The sequence below is a fragment of the Curtobacterium pusillum genome (assembly GCF_007673235.1).
GTDB classification, from domain to species: domain Bacteria; phylum Actinomycetota; class Actinomycetes; order Actinomycetales; family Microbacteriaceae; genus Curtobacterium; species Curtobacterium pusillum_C.
On the sequence record NZ_VDZH01000002.1, the window covers coordinates 536,539 to 557,750 of the forward strand.

Consider the following 21,212-nt stretch of genomic DNA (forward strand, 5'->3'; position numbering starts at 1 on the left):
CGACGTGATGTCCGTGATCACCCACTCCCCGACGGCCCCGAGCGTCCTCAGCGCCCTGCGTTCGCCCCGAATGCTGACGCGTGAGGTCCTCGCCGGGATCGTCACCGCGCTCGCCCTCATCCCCGAAGCGATCTCCTTCTCGGTCGTCGCCGGGGTGGACCCCGCCGTCGGGCTCTTCTCGAGCGTGGTCATCGCGGTCGTCATCTCGATCGTCGGCGGCCGCCCCGCGATGGTGTCCGCCGCCGCCGGGTCGGTGGCGCTCGTCATCGCCCCGCTCGTGCGGGACCACGGCATCGCGTACCTCGTCCCGACGATCGTGCTCGGTGGCGTGTTCCAGCTCGTGCTCGGGTTCCTCGGCGTCGCGCGCCTCATGCGGTTCATCCCGCGGAGCGTCAACGTCGCGTTCGTGAACGCCCTCGCCATCCTCATCTTCACCGCGCAGTTGCCGAACCTGTTCGGCGGGGACGTCCCGGCGATCGTGTGGCCGCTCACCGCCCTCGGCGTCGCGATCATCGTCGGCTTCCCGTTCCTCACGAAGACGGTCCCGGCCCCGCTCGTCGCCGTCGTGGTGATCACGGCGATCACCCTGGTCGCCGGCATCGCGGTACCGACGGTGGGGGACAAGGGATCCCTGCCGACGGCGCTGCCGGGGTTCACCGGCATCACGACGCCGATCTCGTTCGAGACGCTGCAGATCATCGCGCCGTACGCGTTCGGCGTCGCGATCGTCGGACTCATCGAGACGCTCCTCACCGCGCAGCTCGTCGACTCGATCACCGAGACCGGGTCGAGCAAGTGGCGGGAGTCCTGGGGGCAGGGGGTCGCGAACGTCGTGTCCGCGTTCTTCGGTGGCACGGGTGGGTGCGCGATGATCGGTCAGACCGTGATCAACGTGAAGACCGCCGGTGCCCGGACGCGGATCTCGACCTTCGTCGCCGGGGTCTCGGTGCTCGTGCTGACGATCGTCCTGCACGACCTGGTCGCCGAGATCCCGATGGCCGCGCTGACCGCGGTGATGATCATGGTGTGCGTCGCGACCTTCGACTGGCACAGCATCCGCCCCCGCACCCTCGGCCGGATGCCGCTCGGCGAGACCGCCGTGATGGTCATCACCGTCGTCGTGGTCGTCGCGACGGACAACCTCGCCACCGGCGTCCTCGTCGGGGTGGTCGTCGCTGCGCTCGTGTTCGCCCGGCGGGCCGCGCACGTCGTGTCCGTCGTACGCGAGCCGCTCGACGAGCACACGGTCCGGTACCGGGTCCGCGGTGCGCTGTTCTTCGCGTCGTCCAACGACCTCGTCACGCGGTTCTCCTACGCGCAGGACCCCGAGCACGTGATCATCGACATGTCCGACGCACACGTGTTCGACGCGAGCACGGTCGCGGCCCTGGACGGGGTCGAGCAGCGTTTCGCCAAGCACGGTTCGACCGTCGAGGTGGTGAACCTCAACACGGGTTCGGTCGCGCTCCACGGGCGGCTGTCCGGCAAACTCGGCTGAGCGCTTCCGCATCCGGTGAATCGTCTGTGCGGGCGGTGGGAACGCCTGGGCGACCTACACTGGAACCCATGCCCGCGTCCCGAATCCACCTCGTCCGTCACGGCGAGGTGCACAACCCGGACCGTGTCCTCTACGGGCGGCTCCCCGGTTTCGGACTGAGCGACCTCGGCAAGCAGATGGCGCTCGCGTCGGCCACCGCGTGGAAGGACGCCGGGGTCGACGTCCGTCGCATCGTGGCCTCCCCGCTGCAGCGCACGCAGGAGTCCGCGGCGCCCTGGTCCGAGGCCTTCGGGCTCGACGTGGCGCTCGACGAACGACTCATCGAGCCGACCAACCGGTACGAGGGGCAGCCCCCGGGGTTCACGAAGCGTTCGCTCGGACGCCCGGCCGAGTGGCCGTGGATCGCGAACCCGTTCCGGCCGAGCTGGGGCGAGGCGTACGAGTCCATCGCGAACCGGATGCTCGCGGCGATCGCCACGGCGTGGGAGAGCGTCGACGAGGGCGACGTCGTCCTCGTCAGCCACCAGTTGCCGATCTGGATGGTGCACCGCCGCCTCGCCGGCGAGCAGCTCTGGCACGACCCGAGGAAGCGGCGCTGCGACCTCTCCAGCATCACGACCGTCGAGCGTGTACCCGCCACCTCGTCCGGTCGGTTCACCGAGGTCGGGTACGCGGACCCGGCGCAGGCCCTGCGCGCGACCGCCATCGACGAAGGAGCAGTGTGACCAGCACCAGGAAGCGGCTCGCGGTCCTCGCGGCGACGGCGGTGACGGCCGCCCTCGTCCTGACGGGCTGCTCGTCGGACAACGACTCGCTGTCGAAGCAGTACGGCAGCGGCACGACGCAGAACTACATCTCCGGCGACGGCGCGGTGACCGAGGTCGCCACGGACAAGCGCACGGACGCCGTGGACTTCGAGGCGAAGGACATCGACGGCGACACCGTCTCGTCGAAGGCACTCAAGGGCAAGGTCGTCGTCCTGAACTTCTGGTACGCGGGCTGCCCGCCGTGCCGGGCCGAGGCGAAGTACCTCAACAAGGTGCACGACCAGTTCGCCGACGACGACGTCCAGTTCATCGGCGTCAACGTGCGTGACGAGCAGGCCACGGCCGAGGCGTTCGAGCGCACCTTCAAGGTCGACTACCCGACGGTGCTCGACCAGAAGACCGGCGCGATGCAGCTTGCGATGTCCGGGCAGATCGCCCCGAACGCCGTGCCCGCGACCATCGTGCTCGACAAGCAGGGCCGTGTCGCCGCACGTGTCCTCGGCGCCGTCGACGGCCCGGGGATCCTGAACACCCTCGTCTCCGACGAGCTGTCGGGCAAGGCCTCCTGACCCGTGTCCAGCAACCCCTTCGCCGACGCGATCCTCAGCGGGCAGATGGCCGTGGCGCTCCCCGTCGCGGCGCTCGCTGGACTGGTGTCGTTCCTGTCACCGTGCGTGCTGCCGCTCGTACCGGGGTACCTCGGGTACGTCGGTGGCGTCGCCGAGGGCGGGCAGCGCCGGGGTCGTGTGGTGCTCGGGGTGCTGCTGTTCATCCTCGGGTTCACGGCGGTCTTCGTCGCGTACACGACGGTCTTCGGCGCGCTCGGCTTCTGGCTGGTGCGGTGGCGTGACCTCATCACGCAGATCCTCGGTGTCGTCGTCATCGCGATGGGCCTCGTGTTCGTCGGCCGCTTCACGTTCCTGCAGCGCACCATCAAGCCCGGGTGGACGCCCGCGACGGGTCTGGTCGGCGCACCCCTGCTCGGCATCGTGTTCGGCCTGGGCTGGACGCCGTGCCTCGGCCCGACCCTCGCCGCGATCAACCTGCTCAGCGTCCAGTCGGGCAGTGCCTGGCAGGGCATGTGGCTCGGCGTCGCGTACTGCCTCGGCCTGGGCGTCCCGTTCGTCCTCGTCGCGCTCGGTGCCGGTTGGGCGACCGGGGCGATCCGCGCCGTGAAGCGCCACATGCGCACCGTCAACATCATCGGAGGAGCGATCCTGATCGTCATCGGTCTGCTCATGGTCACCGGAATCTGGTCGGCCGTCATGTCGAGCGCGGGGGCGGTGATCCAGAGCTTTGTCCCCGCAGTCTGAACCCGACGTCGACGCCGCCGACATCGACTCCACCGACACCTCGGCGGACCCGCAGCGACCGTCCGACCACGTTGACGGCTCCGGTCCGGCCGAGCCCTCCGCTGCGGGTGGCGGCGACGGGGTCAACCAGCCGAAGCTCGGCCTCGTCGGGTACCTGCGATTCTTCTGGCGCCAGCTCACGAGCATGCGGACCGCGCTCTTCCTGCTGATGCTGCTCGCCCTCGCGGCGATCCCGGGCTCGCTCGTCCCGCAGCGCACCGCGGACCCGAACGGCGTCGTGCAGTACAAGGCGGACCACGCGACGCTGTACCCGATCCTCGACAAGCTCCAGGTCTTCGACACCTACACCTCGGTGTGGTTCTCGGCGATCTACCTGCTGCTGTTCGTCTCGCTGATCGGCTGCATCATCCCGCGCACGAAGCACCACTGGCAGGCGCTCGGCACCCGGCCGCCGAAGACCCCGGTCCGACTCACGCGACTCGCGGGCTACCAGAAGGTCGCCGCTGACGACACCGAGGTCCCAGCGGACCAGGCCGTCACCCGCGCGATGGCACTCCTGAAGCGTTCCGGGTACCGCGTCGAGCGGTTCGGCGACTCGGTCAGCGCCGAGCGCGGGTACCTGCGCGAGACCGGCAACCTGGTCTTCCACGCGGCGCTCGTCGGCGTGCTCCTGGCCGTCGGCGTCGGCGGCGGTTTCGGCTACACCGGTCAGCGGCTCCTCGTCGAGGGTCAGACGTTCTCGAACGTGCTCGGCTCGTACGACTCGTTCAACCCCGGCCGGTGGTTCCAGCAGACCGACCTCAAGGGCTACAACTTCACGCTCGACAAGTTCGTCACCAAGTACGAGGAGCGGAACCTCGACGCCCTCGGTCAGGCGCTCGACTACTCGGCGACCGTGACGACGCAGGAGAAGGACGGCGCGAAGCAGACGAGCCGCCTCGGCGTGAACGACCCGGTGAGCGTCGGCGGCACGAACGTCTACCTCCTCGGCAACGGCTACGCGATGGACGTCACGGTGCGCGACGGCGACGGCAACGTGGCGTTCAAGGACACGGTCCCGTTCCTGCCGGAGGACGCGAACTACACGTCCACGGGTGTCATCAAGGTGCCCGACGCCGCGCCGGACCAGCTCGGCATGGTCGGCTTCTTCTACCCGACGGCGTCGAAGCTCTCCACCGGGGCGTACGCCAGCGCCTACCCCGACGACCAGAACCCCCTGCTGACCCTGCAGGTGTACACGGGTGACCTCGGTCTCGACGACGGTGTCCCGCAGAGCGTGTACACGCTCGACACGAGCGGCCTGAAGCAGATCGCGGGGCGTCAGTCCGACGCCGCCAGCATCGAGCTGAAGCCCGGACAGACCAAGAAGCTGCCGGGCGACGCGGGATCGATCACCTTCGACGGCGTGAAGCGCTACGTCTCGCTCGACGTGCACCACGACCCTTCGCAGCTGTGGGTCGGCGGCTTCGCCGTGCTGAGCGTCCTCGGTCTCCTCACCTCGCTCTTCGTCCCGCGCCGTCGCGTGTGGGTGAAGGTCGTCCCGCGTCGGGACGACGGCACCGGTGCGGAGCCGGGCTACGACCTCGAGTACGCCGGCCTCGCACGTGGTGAGGACCCGAACCTCGAACGGGCCGTGGCGGACATCGCCAAGCGCCACACGTCGGACCTCGGAGTTAGGATGCCCCAGTGAACGACATGACCACGAACCTCGCGACCTACTCGGTCGTGCTGACGTACTCCGCCATGGCGGTCTACGTCATCGCGTTCATCGCGTTCGCCCTGGACGTCGCGAAGCGCTCCGGCAACGTCGCGGCCGCCGCGGACGGCGTCGGCGCGCCCCAGGCCAGCACCGCGGAGCGGACGGTCGCCACCGTGCAGGGCGGTACCGTCGTCCTCGAGAAGGTGTCCCAGTCGTCCGACGGCGGGAGCGCCCGACGCGGCGGCACCCGGTTCGAACGCGTCGGCATGGCGATGACGATCCTCGCGCTCGTGCTGCACGTCGGCTCGATCGTGCTGCGCGGGATCGCGGCCGACCGTGTGCCGTGGGGCAACATGTTCGAGTTCTCCCTGACCGGCACGGGTCTGATCATCCTGATCTTCCTGCTCGTGCAGCTCTGGCAGAACCTGAAGTTCCTCGGTGTGTTCATCACCGGCCTCACGATCATCCTGCTCGGCATCGCGACCGTGAACTACTGGGTGCCCGTCGTCCCGCTGCAGCCGGCGCTGCAGTCGTACTGGCTCGTCATCCACGTGTTCGTGGCGATCGCCGGCACCGGGTTCTTCGCCCTGGGCGCCGGCCTCGCGGTGTCGCAGCTCGTCCAGACCTACCGTCAGGGCCGTTCGACCTCGAGCAAGCTCCGCTTCATGGAGACGCTGCCCGACGCCGACCGGCTCGAGGTCCTGACCTACCGCGTCATCCTGGTCGGCTTCGTCCTCTGGACCTTCACGCTCATCGCCGGCGCGATCTGGGCCGAGCGGGCCTGGGGCCGCTACTGGGGTTGGGACACGAAAGAGGTCTGGACCTTCATCATCTGGGTCGTCTACGCCGGGTACATCCACGCCCGTGCGACGCGCGGCTGGCGTGGGGCCCGGTCGTCGTGGCTGGCGCTCATCGGCTTCGCCGCGGTGATGTTCAACTTCTCCGTCGTGAACGTCTTCTTCAAGGGCCTGCACAGCTACTCGGGACTGTGATCAGCGCGGGTCGCTGACGCGACCGCCATCGGACTGGAGGCGCGGTGCCAGCTGGCACCGTCCCTCCAGGCACGGCCGTCACCCCGCTGGCGCGGTGCGCCGGTACCGGCTGGTGGGGCCCACCTCCCGTCCGTCTCTGGTCGGTCTCAGGGCCTCAACCGGCCAGTGCTGCGTGCGCGCGCTCGAGCCGCGCCCGCCACCAGTCGGTCCGCTCCGGCGATGCCGCGTTCCGCGCCAGCAGCTCCGGCGAGACCTCCACGCGGCGCACCGGCACCCGCCCGTCGACGGGGAGCAGCGGCGTGTCCGACACGTCCGACCCGAACATCGCCGCCGTGCCGAGCCCGGCGGCGTACCCCGGGCTCATGGCGGACGCGGCGAGGAACGCCCCCATCCCGAGCCCGACCGACGTGTCGAGCGCACTCGACACCACGCACGGCAGTCCCGCCTCGGCGACTATTGCGCGCGCGGCGGTGATGCCGCCGAGGGGTTGCGCCTTGACGACGAGCACGTCAGCAGCCCCGGCGCGCGCGACGGCGAGGGGGTCGGAGGCCTTGCGAACGCTCTCGTCGGCGGCGATCGGGACGTCGAGCCCCGAAACCCGGGCACGGAGCGCCGCGAGCTCGGGGACGGTGCGGCAGGGCTGCTCCGCGTACTGCAGGTCGAACGGGGCGAGGCGTTCCAGGGCGACCGCCGCCTGGTCGATGCTCCACAGGCCGTTCGCGTCGACCCTGACCCGGGCGTCGGCACCCATGATCCGACGCACCTCGGCGACCCGGGCGACGTCGTCGTCGATCGTCGTGCCGGGCTCGGCCACCTTGACCTTGGCGGTGGTGCAGCCGGGGTATCGGGCGAGCAACCCGGCGACGGCGTCGGGCGCGATGGCGGGCACGGTGGCGTTCACAGGCACGGAGTCCGCGGCAGGCTCGTGGTGCTGCCACCCGAAGTCGATCGCGGCCCGGAGCCAGGCGGCGGCCTCGGCGTCGTCGTACTCGACGAACGGCGAGAACTCGGTCCAGCCCGCCGGGCCACGGAGGACGAGGGCCTCGCGCGAGGTGATGCCGCGGAACCGCACCCGCATGGGCAGCGCGACCACGTGCGCGTCCGCCAGGAGGTCGGCGAGGTCGGGGAGTTCGGCGTGGTCGGGGAGCACGTCCCCATCCTGGCAGCGACGTCCAGCCCGCCTCACGGTTCCTCGGAGGGGACCGCCAGGGCAGGGCATTAGCATGCATCGGTCGGCCAGGGTCGGCAGCAGGGACACGACCAGGACGAGGGAGGCGCTGTGCCGGAACCGCAGCAGCGCGCGTCGCGCCCGTCGGTACCCGGCCGCGACACCGACGAGTTCGCGCGGCTCATGCAGCGCAACACGGTCGACGTCCGCCAGCAGGGCCAGGCCGGTCGCAGGAAGCGCAACCCGGTCGTCGGCAAGATCGCGCTCGGGCTCGCGGTGGTCTCGGCCGCGGTCGACGCGAGCGCCTTCGCTGTGTTCATGGGCGGCGACACCGACTTCGCGTTCGGCATCTGCTTCGTCGTCGTGTTCCTGACGCTCATCGCCGCGGTCCTCGGCTTCGTCGCCGCGGTCGGGTCGTTCGGCCGTTGGTACGGCGCGATCGGCGTCGTCGTGGCGTTCTTCGCCAACCCGGTGATCCTCATCGTGCTGCTCGTGATCGTCGCTCCGGAGGTCCTCACCGACATGGGTGGTTCGGCGGCGGACGGCATGGGCGTCTGAGCCCGAGCAAACCGTGCCCGAGCGGTACCGTGGAGCCATGGCTGCTCCCGTCTCCGACCTGTTCGATCCCGACGTCTGGACCGTGGCTCCGATCGCGGAGCAGTTCACCGACATCACGTACCACAAGCACGTCTCGAAGGGGATCGTCCGGGTCGCGTTCGACCGCCCCGAGGTCCGCAACGCCTTCCGCCCGCGCACGGTCGACGAGCTGTACCGGGCCCTCGACGACGCCCGCCAGGACCCGCGCGTCGGCGTCGTGCTGCTCACCGGGAACGGCCCGAGCCCGAAGGACGGCGGCTGGGCGTTCTGCTCCGGCGGTGACCAGCGCATCCGCGGGCGCAGCGGCTACCAGTACGTCGGTGACGAGGGCGCTCCGCCGGAGGGCGTCGACCCCGCGGCTGCCCAGGCATCGATGGGACGCCTGCACATCCTCGAGGTCCAGCGCCTCATCCGGATGATGCCCAAGGTCGTCATCGCCGTGGTGCCGGGGTGGGCGGCGGGCGGCGGTCACTCGCTGCACGCGATCTGCGACCTCACGATCGCGAGTGCCGAGCACGGGAAGTTCAAGCAGACCGACGCCGACGTGGGCTCGTTCGACGGCGGGTACGGCAGCGCGTACTACGCCAAGCAGATCGGGCAGAAGTTCGCCCGCGAGGTCTTCTTCCTCGCTCAGGAGTACTCCGCCCAGCGCGCGTACGAGATGGGCGCCGTGAACGCCGTCGTCCCGCACGCGGACCTCGAGCGCGAGGCGATCCGCTGGGGCGAGATCGTACTCGGCAAGTCCCCGACGGCGATCCGGATGCTGAAGTACGCCTTCAACGCGGTCGACGACGGCATGGTCGGGCAGCAGGTGTTCGCGGGCGAGGCCACGCGGCTGGCGTACGGCACCGACGAGGCCGTCGAGGGCCGCGACTCGTTCCTCGAGAAGCGCGCGCCCGAATGGACCTCCTTCCCCTGGCACTACTGATGACCCGTCCGCTGGTCGCGACCGGCACGTCAGACCCGTCGGTCGTGCTCCGCGGCCTGGAGGCAGCACTCGCCGGCGGCCCCGCGCTGCTCCCCGTCGCGGAGGGCGCTCCGGCGCTGCCGACCCCGGCTCCGGCTGCCGTCCCGCAGCGGGTCGCCCTGGTCGTCGAGACGAGCGGGTCCACCGGGACCGGGAAGCGCGTCGCGCTCTCCTCCGAGGCGCTGCTGGCCGGGGCCGCCGCCGCCGATGCGGCACTGGGTGGTCCGGGCGGGTGGGTGCTCGCGCTGCCCACGCACTACATCGCCGGCCTCAACGTCCTGACCCGGTCGATCGCCGCCGGGACGGCACCCGTCGTCGTGCCCCCGGGACACTTCGACGCGGGCACCTTCGCCGACGCCGCCGATCGGCTCGTCACCGGGCCGGGCGCTCCGCGCCGCTACACGTCGCTCGTCCCGGTGCAGTTGGCGCGGGTGCTCGATGATCCCCGCGCGACCCGCGCCCTGGCGGCGTTCGACGCCGTGCTCGTCGGCGGACAGGCGACGCCGGCACCCCTCCGGCAGCGTGCGCTCGACGCCGGGGTCCGCGTGGTGACGACCTACGGGGCGAGCGAGACGAGCGGCGGTTGTGTGTACGACGGCGTCCCGTTCGGCACCGTCCGCGCCGAGGTGGTCGACGGCGAGCTGTTCCTGGCCGGCCCGATGCTCGCCGAGGGGTACCTCGACGACGACCAGCGCACGGCCGCCGCCTTCACCGAGCGCGACGGTCTCCGCTGGTACCGCACGGGCGACGCCGCCGAGGTGCGCGACGGCGTGGTCCGGGTGCTCGGCCGGCTCGACGACGTCGTGATCTCCGGCGGTGAGAAGGTCCCGCTCGGACAGGTGGAGCGCCTGGTGCGGGAACTGCCCGGACAGGACGCCGCCGTCGTGACCCGCCGGGCGTCGGGGGAGTGGGGCGAGGTGCCGGTCGTGGTGACCGCGCGGACGATCGATCTCGAGATCGTGCGTGCCCACGTCGGCGCCGCGCTCGGCCGGGCAGCGCGTCCGGCTGCGGTCGTCGTCGTGTCCGAGATCCCGATGCTCGCGTCCGGCAAGCCCGACCGTCGGGCGATCCAGGACATGGCGGTTTCGTAGCTCCGCGCGACCGGACGCCGACGCGTCGCGAATATGATGGACGGTCGTGGCACGAACGAAGAACTCGACGCAGTCCAAGGGCCGCTCCGGCAACCCGGCGAAGGCCGCGGCACCGCAGCGCACGAAGCGGAAGGCGACCGCGAGCGACTGGATCGGCGGCGCACGCCTCCGCACCCTGACGCTCGGCGTCGTCCCGGTCGTGATGGGCACGACGGTGGCCTTCGTCGACAGCGGTGAACCGAGTGACTTCGGTGCGTTCCTCGCGAAGGACGGTCACGCCGTCATCGCGGTGCTCGCCCTGCTCGTCGCGCTGTTCCTGCAGATCGGCGTGAACTACAGCAACGACTACTCCGACGGCGTCCGCGGTACCGACGAGTTCCGCGTCGGCCCGGCACGGCTCACCGGCGCCGGACTCGCGAAGCCCCGAACCGTGCTGACCGTCGCGTTGACGTTCTTCGGCCTGGCCGCCGTCGCCGGCATCGTCATCGTGGTGCTCACCCAGCTGTGGTGGCTGCTCCTCGTGGGGGCTGCCGCGATCGTCGCCGCCTGGTTCTACACCGGCGGCAAGAAGCCCTACGGGTACAACGCCCTGGGCGAGGTCTTCGTGTTCGTGTTCTTCGGACTCGTCGCCGTCCTCGGCACCCAGTTCGTCCTCATCGGCAGGGTGACGCCGAGCGGGTGGGCCGCCGCGATCGCCGCCGGGTTCTTCGCCTGCGCGGTCCTCATGGTGAACAACATCCGCGACATCGACGAGGACCGTCTTGCCGGCAAGCGCACCCTCGCGGTCGTCGTCGGCCGCCCGGTGGCGCGGGTGCTCTACGGCCTGTTCCTGATGCTGCCGTACGTGGTGCTGCTCTGGTTCGTGCTGCTGTACTTCCGGACCGGCTTCACGTACTTCTCGCTGCTGTTGGCGCTCCCGGCTCTGGCGATCGGGGTGTCGTCCCGGAAGCCCCGCGAGCTCATCACGGCCCTGCAGCTGTCGTCGTTCGCGTCGCTCGTGTTCGGCGTCGTGCTCGGGATCACGCTCGCCACCGCCCCGTAGGGCTCAGGCGATCAGTCCTCGTCGGCGTCCCGGCGCGCGGCGTGGCGGTCGGCGTCCGACACCGGGCGTGCGACGGGCGCGTCCGTGTCCTCGGCGTCGACGAAGTCGTCCTCGAAGTCGGTGTCCGCGTCACGCTCGGGCTTCCCCCGGCGGTTCGCGAGGCTCAGCGTGACCTGCTCGCGCAGCTTGCCCAATGCGATGTAGGAGACGAGCAGCCCCACCAGCGCGCCCACGATGACGGCCCAGTACCAGGGCATCGGGGTCAGCAGGAGCAGTGCCACAGCCACGGCGAAGATGCCGAGACGGGCCAGGGTGTAGACGAGCCACGCTTTCACGCGGCAAGTCTACGGATGCGCGACCGGCAGGGACCCCACAGCCTCGCGACCTAGACTCCGGGCATGGTCCGACTGTGGTTGATCGTCGTCGTGGCCGCCGTGGCCTTCACGGTGTACGCGGCGATCGACTGCGCCACGATGCCCCGCGAACGTGTCCGTTCCCTCAGCCGTGGCGTCTGGCTGCTGCTCGTGATCGTCCTGCCGGTGCTCGGCGGGGTCCTCTGGTTCCTCCTGGGCCGTGCGCCCGCGACGAAGCCGGGCGGCGGCTCCGGGTACCGTGGACCCGAAGACGACCCGGACTTCCTCGGGGGCCCGCACGGCCCCGAGCGGCACCCCACGGACAAGGACCAGGACGACGAGACCCTCCGAGACCTCGAACAGCAGTTCCGCGAACGCGAGCGACGCGCGGACCGCGACCGCCGCGACCAGCACCGCGACGACGACGGCCGCACCGATCGCTGACGGTCGCGCGGGTTCCGGCAGCCCCGCGACCGACTTCGCACTGACGCTCTTCGCCGAGCTGGCGCGCGCCGGCGTCACCGACGTCGTCGTCAGCCCGGGTTCACGCTCGCAAGCGCTTGCCCTCGCCGCCGTCGCCCTCGAGCGTGCGGGCGGCACCAGCGTGCACGTCCGACTCGACGAACGGACCGCCGGCTTCTACGCCCTCGGCCTCGCGGTCGAGTCCGGTCGACCCGCCGCCGTCGTCACCACGTCCGGCACCGCCGTCGCCAACCTGCACCCCGCCGTGCTCGAGGCGCACCACTCCGGCGTGCCGATGATCGTCGTGAGCGCCGACCGCCCCGACGAGCTCCGCGGCATCGGGAGCAACCAGACCACCGTCCAGCCGGGGATCTTCGGCGCTGCCGTCTCGTTCGTGCGGGACGTCCAGGCGCCGACCGTGCACGGCGTCGACGCGAGCACCACGGACACCGTCCGCACCCTCGTGCGTCAGGCGGTCGCCGCGGCCGCGGGGCACGAGGGGCAGCCCGGACCGGTGCAGCTCAACGTGGCGTTCCGCGAGCCGCTCTCCGCCGGCCTCGGTGACGACGACGTGCAGCCGGTGCCCGACGACGAGGTCGACCTCGCGTTCGCCACCCGCCGCGTGCACTCGGGACTCCCGGTCGCCGAGCTGTCGCCGGACGACGAGCCCGGGACGGTCGTCATCGCGGGGCACGACGCAGGGCCGGACGCCGAACGGATCGCCTGGGAGCTCGGTGCGCCGCTGGTCGCCGAGGTGTCGAGCGGGGCGCGCTTCGGCCGCAACCTCGTGGTGACGTACCGCGAGCTCCTGCGCGAGCCGGAGTTCGGCGGTGCGGTGCGCCGCGCCGTCGTGCTCGGCCACCCCACCCTCAGTCGTGAGGTCCCCGCGCTCCTGCAGCGCGACGACGTCGAGACCATCGTGGTCCGCGGTCCGGGCGCCGATCCCTTCGACCCGGCCCGTGCCTCCAGGCCGACCGCCGCGACCACCTTCGTGTCCGACGTCCGCGTGACGGGCCGCACCCGGCCGGAGCACCGTGCGTGGGTGGGACGCTGGGTGGCGACGAGCCGCGCGCTGCTGGGCGGCGGCGACGCCGGGCCGGACCTCGACGCGAAGCGCTCGAGCGACCGGGCCGAGCGCAACAAGTTCCTCCGCGACGAGGTCGCACTCCGCCGCCGTCCCGTCGACCGGGCCATGCTCGCCGACGCCGTCTGGGGAGCGACCTGGCCGCACGACCGACTGGTCCTCGGCGCCTCGCAGATCATCCGCGTCGCCGACGGGCACGTCGCGGGCAAGCCGATCCGGGTGCACGCGAACCGCGGGCTCGCCGGCATCGACGGCACCGTGTCCACCGCGCTGGGCATCGCCGCGGCGCTCGAACGGTCCTCGTCGTCGATCGGTACCACGCGCGTGCTGGTCGGTGACCTCACGCTCCTGCACGACCTCGGCGCGTTCGTCACGGGGACCGAGGAACCGCGGCACCGCGTGCAGGTCGTCGTCGGCAACGACTCCGGTGGTGCGATCTTCCGTGGGCTCGAGGTCGCGGCGACCACCCCCGAGGCGGACATGCGCCGGATGATGACCACGCCGCAGTTCGTCGACGTCGAGCGTGTCGTGACGGGGCTCGGGTGGGAGTACCGGCGCGCGGCGACGTGGGGCGACCTGGAGCGCGTGCTGACGGACCCGGCGGAGCGCGTCGTCATCGAGGTGCCGCTGGCCGACTGACGGACTCCGCGCCGCGACCAGCGCGGGCGGGGCCTCAGGCCAGGGCGTCGGTGATCGGGCGGAACTTGAGCGCGGTCTCGGCGACCTCCCGTGCCGGGTCGGACCCGCCCACGATCCCCGCACCGGCCCACGCCCGCACGGACCCGTCGTCGGCGATCCGGGCGCTGCGGAGCGCGAGCATCCACTCACCGTCGCCGTTCGCACCGAGCCAGCCGACGGGGCCGGCGTAGCGACCCCGGTCGACGCCCTCGAGCTCGGACACCAGCCGCACGGCGACGTCCGTCGGGGTCCCCGCGACCGCGGCCGTCGGGTGCAGCACGTCGGCGACGTCGAGCGAGGTCGTGCCCACGGGCAGGGTCGCCTGCACGTCGGTGGCGAGGTGCCACAGGTTGGGCAGCTGCAGGCGGAAGGGCTCCGGGTCCGCACGCAGGTCCGACGCGATCGGGCGGAGCGCGGCGAGCAGGCTGTCGATCGCGAACGCGTGCTCGCCGACGTCCTTCGCGCTCGCGGCGAGGGCCTCGGCAGCTGCGCGGTCGGACACGGCGTCCGTGCCCCGTGCGGCACTGCCGGCGAGGACGCGTGCGGACAGCCGTGTGCCGTCCGTCCGGGCGAGCGTCTCCGGTGTCGCGCCGACGAGCCCGTCGACGGCGAACGTCACACACTGCGGGTAGGCGTCGGCCAGGTCGAGCAGGATCGCCCGGCGGTCGGCGTCGTCCGGCAGGGTGCCGACGAGGTCGCGGGCCAGGACGACCTTCTCGGCGTCGCCCGCGGCGATCCGGCGGACGGCGTCGGCGACCCGCTCGGCGTAGGCGTCCGCGTCGATGCGTCCGGGCCGCAGCGCGACCGACACGTGCGGGCCGACGTGCGGCACCGGCACCGACGTGCGGGTGAACGTCAGTGGCTCCGGGTCCGGTGTCGTGTCGACCGCGGTGAGCCACGCCTTCCCCCGTCGGCGGCCGATCACGACGCGCGGGACGATGAGCACGCTCGTCTCGGCGGAGTCGTCGGCGAACGTGAACGACCCGAAGGCGACGAGACCGGTGCCGCGGAGCTGCACGGGGTCGTCGACCTCGGCGTCCTGCACGATGGTGCGCCACACGGCCGCGGCCTCCCGCATCCGCTCCGGTCCGGTGAAGGTGAAGCGCAGCGCCTCGCCGATCCCGACGATGCCGTCGCCGTTCCGGACGAAGGCGAGTGGGCTGTCCCGGAGGGTGTGGCGGAGGACGGCGCCCGGGTCGTCGAGGATCCGGGTCGAGACCGTCAGCGGTGGGGCCGCCGTGGTGGTTCGGGTCACGGACCGATCGTACGCGCCGGTTCCGGTCCCGCACGCGCCGTGCTCGGGGGAACCCACGGGCGGGACCTCTAGGATGTTGTGGGTGAGCAGAGCGGACCTGAACAAGCGGCCGGACGAGGTGGCGGCCATGTTCGACGACGTCGCCGCGAAGTACGACCTCACGAACGACATCCTCTCCGCGGGCAACGCCCCGCTGTGGCGTGTCGCGACGGTCCGCGCGGTCGACCCCCAGCCCGGCGAGAAGGTGCTCGACATCGCCGCCGGCACGGGGACGAGTGCGGCGGCCTTCGCGAAGAAGGGCGCCGACGTCACGGCGCTCGACCTCTCCGCGGGCATGATCGCCGTCGGTCGGGAGCGCCACCCCGAGATCACCTTCGTCGAGGGCGACGCCGAGCACCTGCCGTTCGACGACGACACCTTCGACGCCGTCTCCATCTCCTTCGGGCTGCGCAACGTCAACGACCCGATGCAAGCGCTCGGCGAGATGCTGCGCGTCCTCAAGCCCGGCGGGCGCGTCGTGATCTGCGAGTTCTCGACGCCGCCGCTCGCGGTGCTCCGCTTCGGCTACGGCACGTACCTCAAGCGCGTGCTCCCCGGCGTCGCGCGGCTCTCGAGCAGCAACCCCGCGGCCTACCGCTACCTGGCCGAGTCGATCGAGGCGTGGCCCGAGCAGCAGGTCCTCAGCCAGTGGCTCCGGGGGGTCGGCTTCACGATGGTCGCCTACCGCAACCTCACGGCCGGTATCGTCGCACTGCACCGCGGTCGCAAGCCCGTGGCGGGCACGGTCCGCGAGTCCGTCGCCCGGCGCGCCAAGGCCCGCCGTGAGCACCAGCACACCGGTGAGCAGCCGAGCGTCGACCCCACCGACGCCTGACCGGTCCCTCCACCCCCGAACACGGAGCAGCACTTGAATCCGAGCGTCCCGGTCGCACGTCGCGCACCGAGTCTCCGCGCGTCGCTGGGCATCGGCGAGCGACTGTTCGCCACGCCCTCGGAGCGACGGTTCATCGCGGCTGTCGACGACGGGCTGGAGCTCGTCGAGCAGGGCCTCGAAGAAGCCATGCGCTCGACCGACACCCTCGCCGACACGACGAGCCGGTACCTGCTCTCGGCGGGCGGCAAGCGGATCCGACCGACACTGACGCTCCTCATCGCGCAGCTCGGTGACGGCGTGACCGACGCGGTCGTCAAGGCCGCCGTCAGCATCGAGACGACCCACCTCGCGTCGCTGTACCACGACGACGTCATGGACGAAGCGCCCGTGCGGCGCGGTGTCCCGGCGGCGCACGTGACGTACGGCAACAACGTGGCCATCCTCACCGGCGACCTGCTCTTCGCCCGCGCCAGTCTCATCACGGCGGACCTCGGGACCGAGGGCATCCGGATGCAGGCCGAGACCTTCCAGCGGCTCTGCATGGGACAGTTGCACGAGACCACCGGTCCCCAGCCCGAGGACGACCCGGTCGAGCACTACATCCAGGTCCTCAGCGACAAGACCGGTTCGCTCATCGCGACGGCCGCGCGCGCCGGCGTGATGTTCTCGGGCGCCGATCGCTCCTACCTCGACGCCGTCGGCACCTTCGGCGAGAAGGTCGGCGTTGCGTTCCAGCTCGTCGACGACGTCATCGACCTCGCCCCCGCGAAGGACAAGACCGGCAAGATCGCCGGGAACGACCTCCGCGCCGGCGTGGACACCCTGCCGCTGCTGCAGCTCCGGCGCCTCGCCGCGACGGGTGCACCGGATGCGGTGGCGCTCCTCGAACGCATCGAGCGGGACGTCAACGCCGCCCCGGACGACGTCGTCGACTCGGCGCCGTACCAGTCCGCCGTGGCCGCGCTCCGTGAGCACGAGGCCACCGCCGCCACCCGGGCCGTCGCGGTCCGCTGGGCGACCGAGGCGGTCGACGCGCTCGCGCCGCTGCCGGACGGCACGGTGAAGCGGGCCCTGATCCGCTTCGCCGAGTCGGTCGTCGACCGCAGCCGCTGACCCGGCCGACCGCAGCAGTCGCACCAACGCCGCGACGACGCGACCACCGCCCTCGGGAGCACCCCACCCGAACGAACCAGGAGACGATCAGTGCCCACCCTCCGAGTCGCCATCGTCGGCGCCGGCCCCGCCGGCATCTACGCCGCGGACATCCTGCTGCGCGAGGCCCACGGCCACGACGTGTCGATCGACCTGTTCGAGCAGCTGCCTGCGCCGTACGGGCTGGTCCGCTACGGCGTCGCCCCCGACCACCCCCGCATCAAGGGCATCATCAACGCCCTGCGCGACGTGCTGGACCGCGGCGTCGTCCGGCTCTTCGGCAACGTCCGCTTCGGCGAGGACATCACCCTCGACGACCTCCGGAAGCACTACCACGCGGTGGTCTTCTCGACCGGTGCGATCAAGGACGCCGACCTCGACGTCCCCGGTGTCGAGCTCGAGGGGTCGTACGGCGCGGCCGACTTCGTCAGCTGGTTCGACGGCCACCCCGACGTCCCGCGTACCTGGCCGCTCACGGCCGAGAGCGTCGCGGTGATCGGCAACGGCAACGTCGCCCTCGACGTCTCGCGCATCCTCGCGAAGCACGCAGACGACCTGCTGCCGACCGAGATCCCGGCGAACGTGTACGAGGGCCTCAAGGCCTCGCCGGTGACCGACGTGCACGTGTTCGGTCGTCGCGGCCCGGCGCAGGTGAAGTTCACCCCGCTCGAGCTCCGCGAACTCGGTGAGCTCCGCGACGTCGACATGATCGTCTACGACGAGGACTTCGACCACGACGAAGCTTCCAAGACCGCCATCGCCACGAACAAGCAGGTGATGGTGATGAACCGCGTGCTGGAGCAGTGGCGCACGCGCGAGACCGGGCAGGCCAGCCGTCGTCTGCACCTGCACTTCTACGCGAAGCCGCTCGAGCTCGTCGGCGAGGACGGCAAGGTCACCGCGATCCGCTACGAGCGCACGCGTCCGAACGGCCAGGGCGGCGTCGAGGGCACCGGGGAGATCCGCGAGATCCCGATCCAGGCCGCGTACCGAGCGGTGGGCTACTTCGGTTCGCCGCTGCCCGGTGTGCCGTTCGACGACCGGCACGGCGTCATCCCGAACCACGAGGGCCAGGTCCTCGACGACGACAACCAGCAGCTCCCGGGCGTCTACGCCACGGGTTGGATCAAACGCGGTCCGGTCGGCCTGATCGGGCACACGAAGTCCGACGCGATGGAGACCGTGCAGCACATCGTGAACGACCAAGCGAGCTGGTGGACGCCGGAGGACCCGTCCGAGGGTGCGATCCCGGCACTGCTCACCGAGCGCGGTGTCGAGTACACCGACCTCGACGGCTGGCACAACCTCGACGCCCACGAGCTCGCGCTCGGCGAGCCCCACGGCCGCGAGCGCATCAAGGTCGTCCCGCGCGAGGAGATGATCGACGTCTCCCTCGGTCGCGCGAACGCCACCGCGAGCTAGGGACGAGAGCCGACGCCGTGACCGACGCACGCCCCGCACCGCCCACCGCGATGCGGGGCGTGCTCGTCCCGGCAGGCCGACTCCAGGGCGTCGACGTCGCTCGCGCGATCGCGCTGCTCGGCATGATGGCGACGCATGTCGGCGGTATCGCGGACGCGGTCGACTGGTCGGACCCCGGTACCTGGGCGGCGGTCGCGCACGGGCGGTCGTCGTCGCTCTTCGCGGTGCTCGCCGGGGTCTCGATCGGCCTCACGAGCGGGCGCACCACGCCACCCGGTCCGCCCGCGATCGAGCGGGTGCGGGGTCGGCTGGCCATCCGCGCGGTCGCGGTGGTCGCGGTCGGTCTGCTGCTGATGGCGTTGCAGACGCCGGTGTACGTGATCCTGCCGACGTACGGCGTCCTGTTCCTGCTCGCCGTCCCGGTGCTCCGCGTACGGGCGCGGTGGCTGCTCGTGCTCGCCGGACTGTGTGCCGTGCTCTCACCGGTGGTCGCACTGGCGACCGTCCCGCTCTACGCGGACGCGGGCATGTGGGAGGTCCAGCTCGGCCTCGTCTACCCCGTCGTCACCTTCCTGGCGTACGTCCTGGTCGGTCTCGCCGTCGCCCGCAGCGGCCTGGAGGCGCGGGGCCGGCAGGTCGTGCTGCTCACGTCCGGCGCAGTGGTCGCCGTGGTCGCGTACCTGGTCGGGAACGCCCTCGCCCCGGTGCCCGACGACGCGGCGTCCGCGTTCCCCGGGGTGCCGTACGCGGGGGAGGGCAGCACCGGGTCCGAGGCACTCGCCCAGCTGTTCCTCTCACCGCGGGACCACTCGTCGTCGATCGTCGACGTCGTCGCGACCTCGGGCATCGCGGTCGCGGTCATCGCCCTGTGCACGCTCGTGTTCGACGGGCGGGGGCGGACGGCCGAGCGGATCGCGTTCCCGCTGGCCGCAGTGGGCTCGATGCCGCTCACCGTCTACGCGGGGCACCTCATCGTGCTCGCGATGCTGCCGGAGTACCCCGACTCGGATGCTGCGTGGTGGTGGTTCGCGATCGGCTCGGTGCTCTTCGCGATGACCTGGCGCGCGTTCCTCGGGCGTGGACCGCTGGAGCGCCTGACCGCCCGCTTGACCCGCCTGGTGCCGGACCCGCGCGCCTGACCGCGCACGGTGCGAGGCCGACCCGACCCGCGATCCGTACGGCGCGAGTTCCCGCGCAGTGTGCGAGCCTCGCGCCCTCGCACTGCGGTCGGAACCTCGCACACTGGCGAGCGCCCGTGCACGAGACCGCGCACGGTGCGGGCGTGAGCCGACCCGCGCCGGCCGACCCGCGCCTCCAGACCGGTGCTACTGCAGCGCCGCCGTGAGCCGCGCGACGTTGTCGAGCACTTGGGACCGCCGCGGCCGCTCCACCCACGCGTCGAGCGTCAGCTCGAAGCTGTGCTCCTTGTACGCGTCCTGCACCTCGCGCAGGGCGTCGACGAACCGGCTGCCGCGCACCATCACGGAGACCTCGAGGTTGAGGCTGAACGACCGCATGTCCATGTTGCTCGACCCGATCACGGCCACGTCGTCATCGATCGTGAAGTGCTTCGCGTGCAGGATCGTCGGCGCCCGGTAGAGCCAGATCTTCACGCCGGCCCGGAGCAGGCCCTCGTAGTAGGAGCGCTGCGCGTGCCACGTCATCGCGTGGTCGCCCATCTCGCCGACGAACAGCTCGACCTCGACACCGCGCTGCGCCGTGGTCGTGATCGCGTAGAGCATGGAGTCGTCCGGGACGAAGTAGGGCGACGTGATCGACACCTTGCTCTGCGCCGAGTACAGCAGCGCGTTGAAGAGTCGCAGGTTGTTCTCGCCGTCGAACCCGGGGCCGGACGGCACGACCTGGCAGTCCAGTGCGTCACCCCGGTCGGCGCGCTGGACGGGGTCGCTCTCGCGGAGCAGCAGCTCGTCGGTCTCGCTGTACCAGTCGGTCACGAACAGGGCGTTGAGGCCGGCCACGACGGGACCCTCGAACCGGGCGAACAGGTCCTTGTACTCCATGCCCTTGTCGACGTGCGATTTCAGGTCGTAGGACTTGTCGATGAGGTTCTGCGACCCGGTGAACGCCACCGAGCCGTCGATCACCATGATCTTCCGGTGGTTGCGGAGGTCCGGGCGCTGGAACTTCCCCTGCAGCGGCAGCAGCGGCAGCATCAGGTGCCACTCGATGCCGGCGCGGTCCATGAACGCCAGCGTGTCCTTGTACCCGGGGTAGCCGCGGCTGGCCCAGTGGTCGAGCAGGAACCGGACTGTGACGCCGCGGGCCTGCGCCCGGGCGAGCGCCTCGAAGAACGGGCGCGTGGTGTCGTCGAGCGTCGCGATGTAGAACTCGACGTGCACGAACCGCCGCGAGTCGTCGATCGCGCGGGTCATCTCGGCGATCGACTCGTCGTAGTCGGGGTAGAGCTCCGCCGAGTTGCCGCCGACCAGGGGCATCGCGCCGAGCTCGCGGTTCAGGCGCGTGATGCTGTCGAGCCACGCCGGCCACGGGTGGTCGCGGCGCACCCGCTCGATGCCCTCGGTCTGCTCGAGGATGTACGCGTTGATCTCCGTCTGCTTCTCACGCCGGGCGTGCGGCAGCTTCGTCGACCCGATGACCAGGAAGACGATGAAGCCGATGTAGGGGATGAGGAAGATCGCCAGCAGCCAGGCCGTGGCCGTCTGCGGCTTGCGGTTGATCGGGACGTAGATGATCGAGAAGACACGGATCGCCAGGTCCAGCAGGACCAGGAAGACCGTGATGGCGACGCTGAGCCAGTGCTCCACAGCGGTGCGCGG

General features: G+C 71.3%; 20 protein-coding genes. 16 read left to right on the forward strand and 4 right to left on the reverse strand.

Features of this window, described 5'->3' with window-relative positions; all coding sequences use genetic code 11:
* Positions 1–7: 7 nt before the first annotated feature.
* The 6 genes from FS532_RS07325 to ccsB all read left to right on the forward strand — a co-directional run bounded on the left by FS532_RS07325 (position 8) and on the right by ccsB (position 6,269).
* Complete coding sequence (locus FS532_RS07325; protein WP_144752022.1) at positions 8–1,498, forward strand: SulP family inorganic anion transporter; 1,491 nt, start codon at positions 8–10, stop codon at positions 1,496–1,498.
* 68 nt (positions 1,499–1,566) lie between these two features.
* Entirely contained in the window at positions 1,567–2,223 is a 657-nt protein-coding gene (locus FS532_RS07330; protein WP_144752026.1) for a histidine phosphatase family protein, read from the forward strand.
* Entirely contained in the window at positions 2,220–2,834 is a 615-nt protein-coding gene (locus FS532_RS07335; protein WP_144752028.1) for a TlpA family protein disulfide reductase, read from the forward strand. Before FS532_RS07330 ends, FS532_RS07335 begins: the two co-directional genes overlap by 4 nt.
* Before the next feature lie 45 nt (positions 2,835–2,879).
* The gene (locus tag FS532_RS07340; RefSeq protein WP_079238981.1) at positions 2,880–3,578 is read left to right on the forward strand and encodes a cytochrome c biogenesis CcdA family protein; all 699 of its coding nucleotides are present in this window, start codon (positions 2,880–2,882) and stop codon (positions 3,576–3,578) included.
* Positions 3,579–3,600: 22 nt separating this feature from the next.
* Positions 3,601–5,268 (forward strand): cytochrome c biogenesis protein ResB, encoded by a 1,668-nt coding sequence (gene resB / locus FS532_RS07345; protein WP_440130708.1) that lies wholly within the window; start codon positions 3,601–3,603, stop codon positions 5,266–5,268.
* Between the two features lie 5 nt (positions 5,269–5,273).
* Positions 5,274–6,269: a c-type cytochrome biogenesis protein CcsB gene (ccsB, locus tag FS532_RS07350; RefSeq protein WP_144752657.1), complete on the forward strand. Its 996-nt coding sequence runs from the start codon at positions 5,274–5,276 to the stop codon at positions 6,267–6,269.
* Between the two features lie 154 nt (positions 6,270–6,423).
* Here ccsB and FS532_RS07355 read toward each other — a convergent pair whose 3' ends face one another.
* A complete protein-coding gene (locus FS532_RS07355; RefSeq protein ID WP_260852604.1) occupies positions 6,424–7,419 on the reverse strand; it encodes an o-succinylbenzoate synthase in 996 nt (331 codons plus the stop codon).
* Between the two features lie 129 nt (positions 7,420–7,548).
* On the opposite strand from FS532_RS07355, the gene FS532_RS07360 reads away from it, so the two are divergent.
* From FS532_RS07360 to FS532_RS07375, 4 genes are read left to right on the forward strand one after another with little or no spacing between them, the layout of a single operon-like run.
* Complete coding sequence (locus FS532_RS07360; protein WP_144752034.1) at positions 7,549–7,995, forward strand: hypothetical protein; 447 nt, start codon at positions 7,549–7,551, stop codon at positions 7,993–7,995.
* A 37-nt stretch (positions 7,996–8,032) separates the two neighbouring features.
* On the forward strand, positions 8,033–8,962 hold the full coding sequence (locus FS532_RS07365; RefSeq protein WP_144752037.1) for a 1,4-dihydroxy-2-naphthoyl-CoA synthase: 930 nt from the start codon (positions 8,033–8,035) through the stop codon (positions 8,960–8,962).
* Entirely contained in the window at positions 8,962–10,092 is a 1,131-nt protein-coding gene (locus FS532_RS07370) for an AMP-binding protein (protein ID WP_144752040.1), read from the forward strand. Before FS532_RS07365 ends, FS532_RS07370 begins: the two co-directional genes overlap by 1 nt.
* A gap of 46 nt (positions 10,093–10,138) precedes the next feature.
* On the forward strand, positions 10,139–11,134 hold the full coding sequence (locus FS532_RS07375; RefSeq protein ID WP_144752043.1) for a 1,4-dihydroxy-2-naphthoate polyprenyltransferase: 996 nt from the start codon (positions 10,139–10,141) through the stop codon (positions 11,132–11,134).
* A gap of 11 nt (positions 11,135–11,145) precedes the next feature.
* Here FS532_RS07375 and FS532_RS07380 read toward each other — a convergent pair whose 3' ends face one another.
* The gene (locus FS532_RS07380; protein WP_144752046.1) at positions 11,146–11,469 is read right to left on the reverse strand and encodes a DUF4229 domain-containing protein; all 324 of its coding nucleotides are present in this window, start codon (positions 11,467–11,469) and stop codon (positions 11,146–11,148) included.
* Positions 11,470–11,532: 63 nt separating this feature from the next.
* Between FS532_RS07380 and FS532_RS07385 the strand changes: the two genes are divergently transcribed.
* Both FS532_RS07385 and menD read left to right on the forward strand, forming a co-directional pair.
* Positions 11,533–11,931 (forward strand): PLDc N-terminal domain-containing protein, encoded by a 399-nt coding sequence (locus FS532_RS07385; RefSeq protein WP_079236598.1) that lies wholly within the window; start codon positions 11,533–11,535, stop codon positions 11,929–11,931.
* Between the two features lie 40 nt (positions 11,932–11,971).
* Complete coding sequence (menD, locus tag FS532_RS07390; RefSeq protein ID WP_313957233.1) at positions 11,972–13,672, forward strand: 2-succinyl-5-enolpyruvyl-6-hydroxy-3-cyclohexene-1-carboxylic-acid synthase; 1,701 nt, start codon at positions 11,972–11,974, stop codon at positions 13,670–13,672.
* A gap of 34 nt (positions 13,673–13,706) precedes the next feature.
* Here menD and FS532_RS07395 read toward each other — a convergent pair whose 3' ends face one another.
* Positions 13,707–14,966 (reverse strand): isochorismate synthase, encoded by a 1,260-nt coding sequence (locus FS532_RS07395; RefSeq protein WP_144752049.1) that lies wholly within the window; start codon positions 14,964–14,966, stop codon positions 13,707–13,709.
* Positions 14,967–15,039: 73 nt separating this feature from the next.
* Between FS532_RS07395 and FS532_RS07400 the strand changes: the two genes are divergently transcribed.
* From FS532_RS07400 to FS532_RS07415, 4 genes are all read left to right on the forward strand, one after another.
* A complete protein-coding gene (locus tag FS532_RS07400) occupies positions 15,040–15,840 on the forward strand; it encodes a demethylmenaquinone methyltransferase (RefSeq protein WP_440130705.1) in 801 nt (266 codons plus the stop codon).
* Between the two features lie 33 nt (positions 15,841–15,873).
* Entirely contained in the window at positions 15,874–16,953 is a 1,080-nt protein-coding gene (locus FS532_RS07405; protein WP_079236595.1) for a polyprenyl synthetase family protein, read from the forward strand.
* A 90-nt stretch (positions 16,954–17,043) separates the two neighbouring features.
* Positions 17,044–18,414 carry an FAD-dependent oxidoreductase gene (locus FS532_RS07410; RefSeq protein ID WP_144752052.1) on the forward strand — a complete coding sequence of 457 codons (1,371 nt, stop codon included), beginning with the start codon at positions 17,044–17,046 and terminating at the stop codon, positions 18,412–18,414.
* Between the two features lie 17 nt (positions 18,415–18,431).
* Complete coding sequence (locus FS532_RS07415) at positions 18,432–19,553, forward strand: heparan-alpha-glucosaminide N-acetyltransferase domain-containing protein (RefSeq protein WP_144752055.1); 1,122 nt, start codon at positions 18,432–18,434, stop codon at positions 19,551–19,553.
* 186 nt (positions 19,554–19,739) lie between these two features.
* On the opposite strand, the gene cls is transcribed toward FS532_RS07415, so the two are convergent.
* Entirely contained in the window at positions 19,740–21,200 is a 1,461-nt protein-coding gene (gene cls, locus FS532_RS07420) for a cardiolipin synthase (RefSeq protein ID WP_144752058.1), read from the reverse strand.
* Positions 21,201–21,212: the final 12 nt, after the last annotated feature.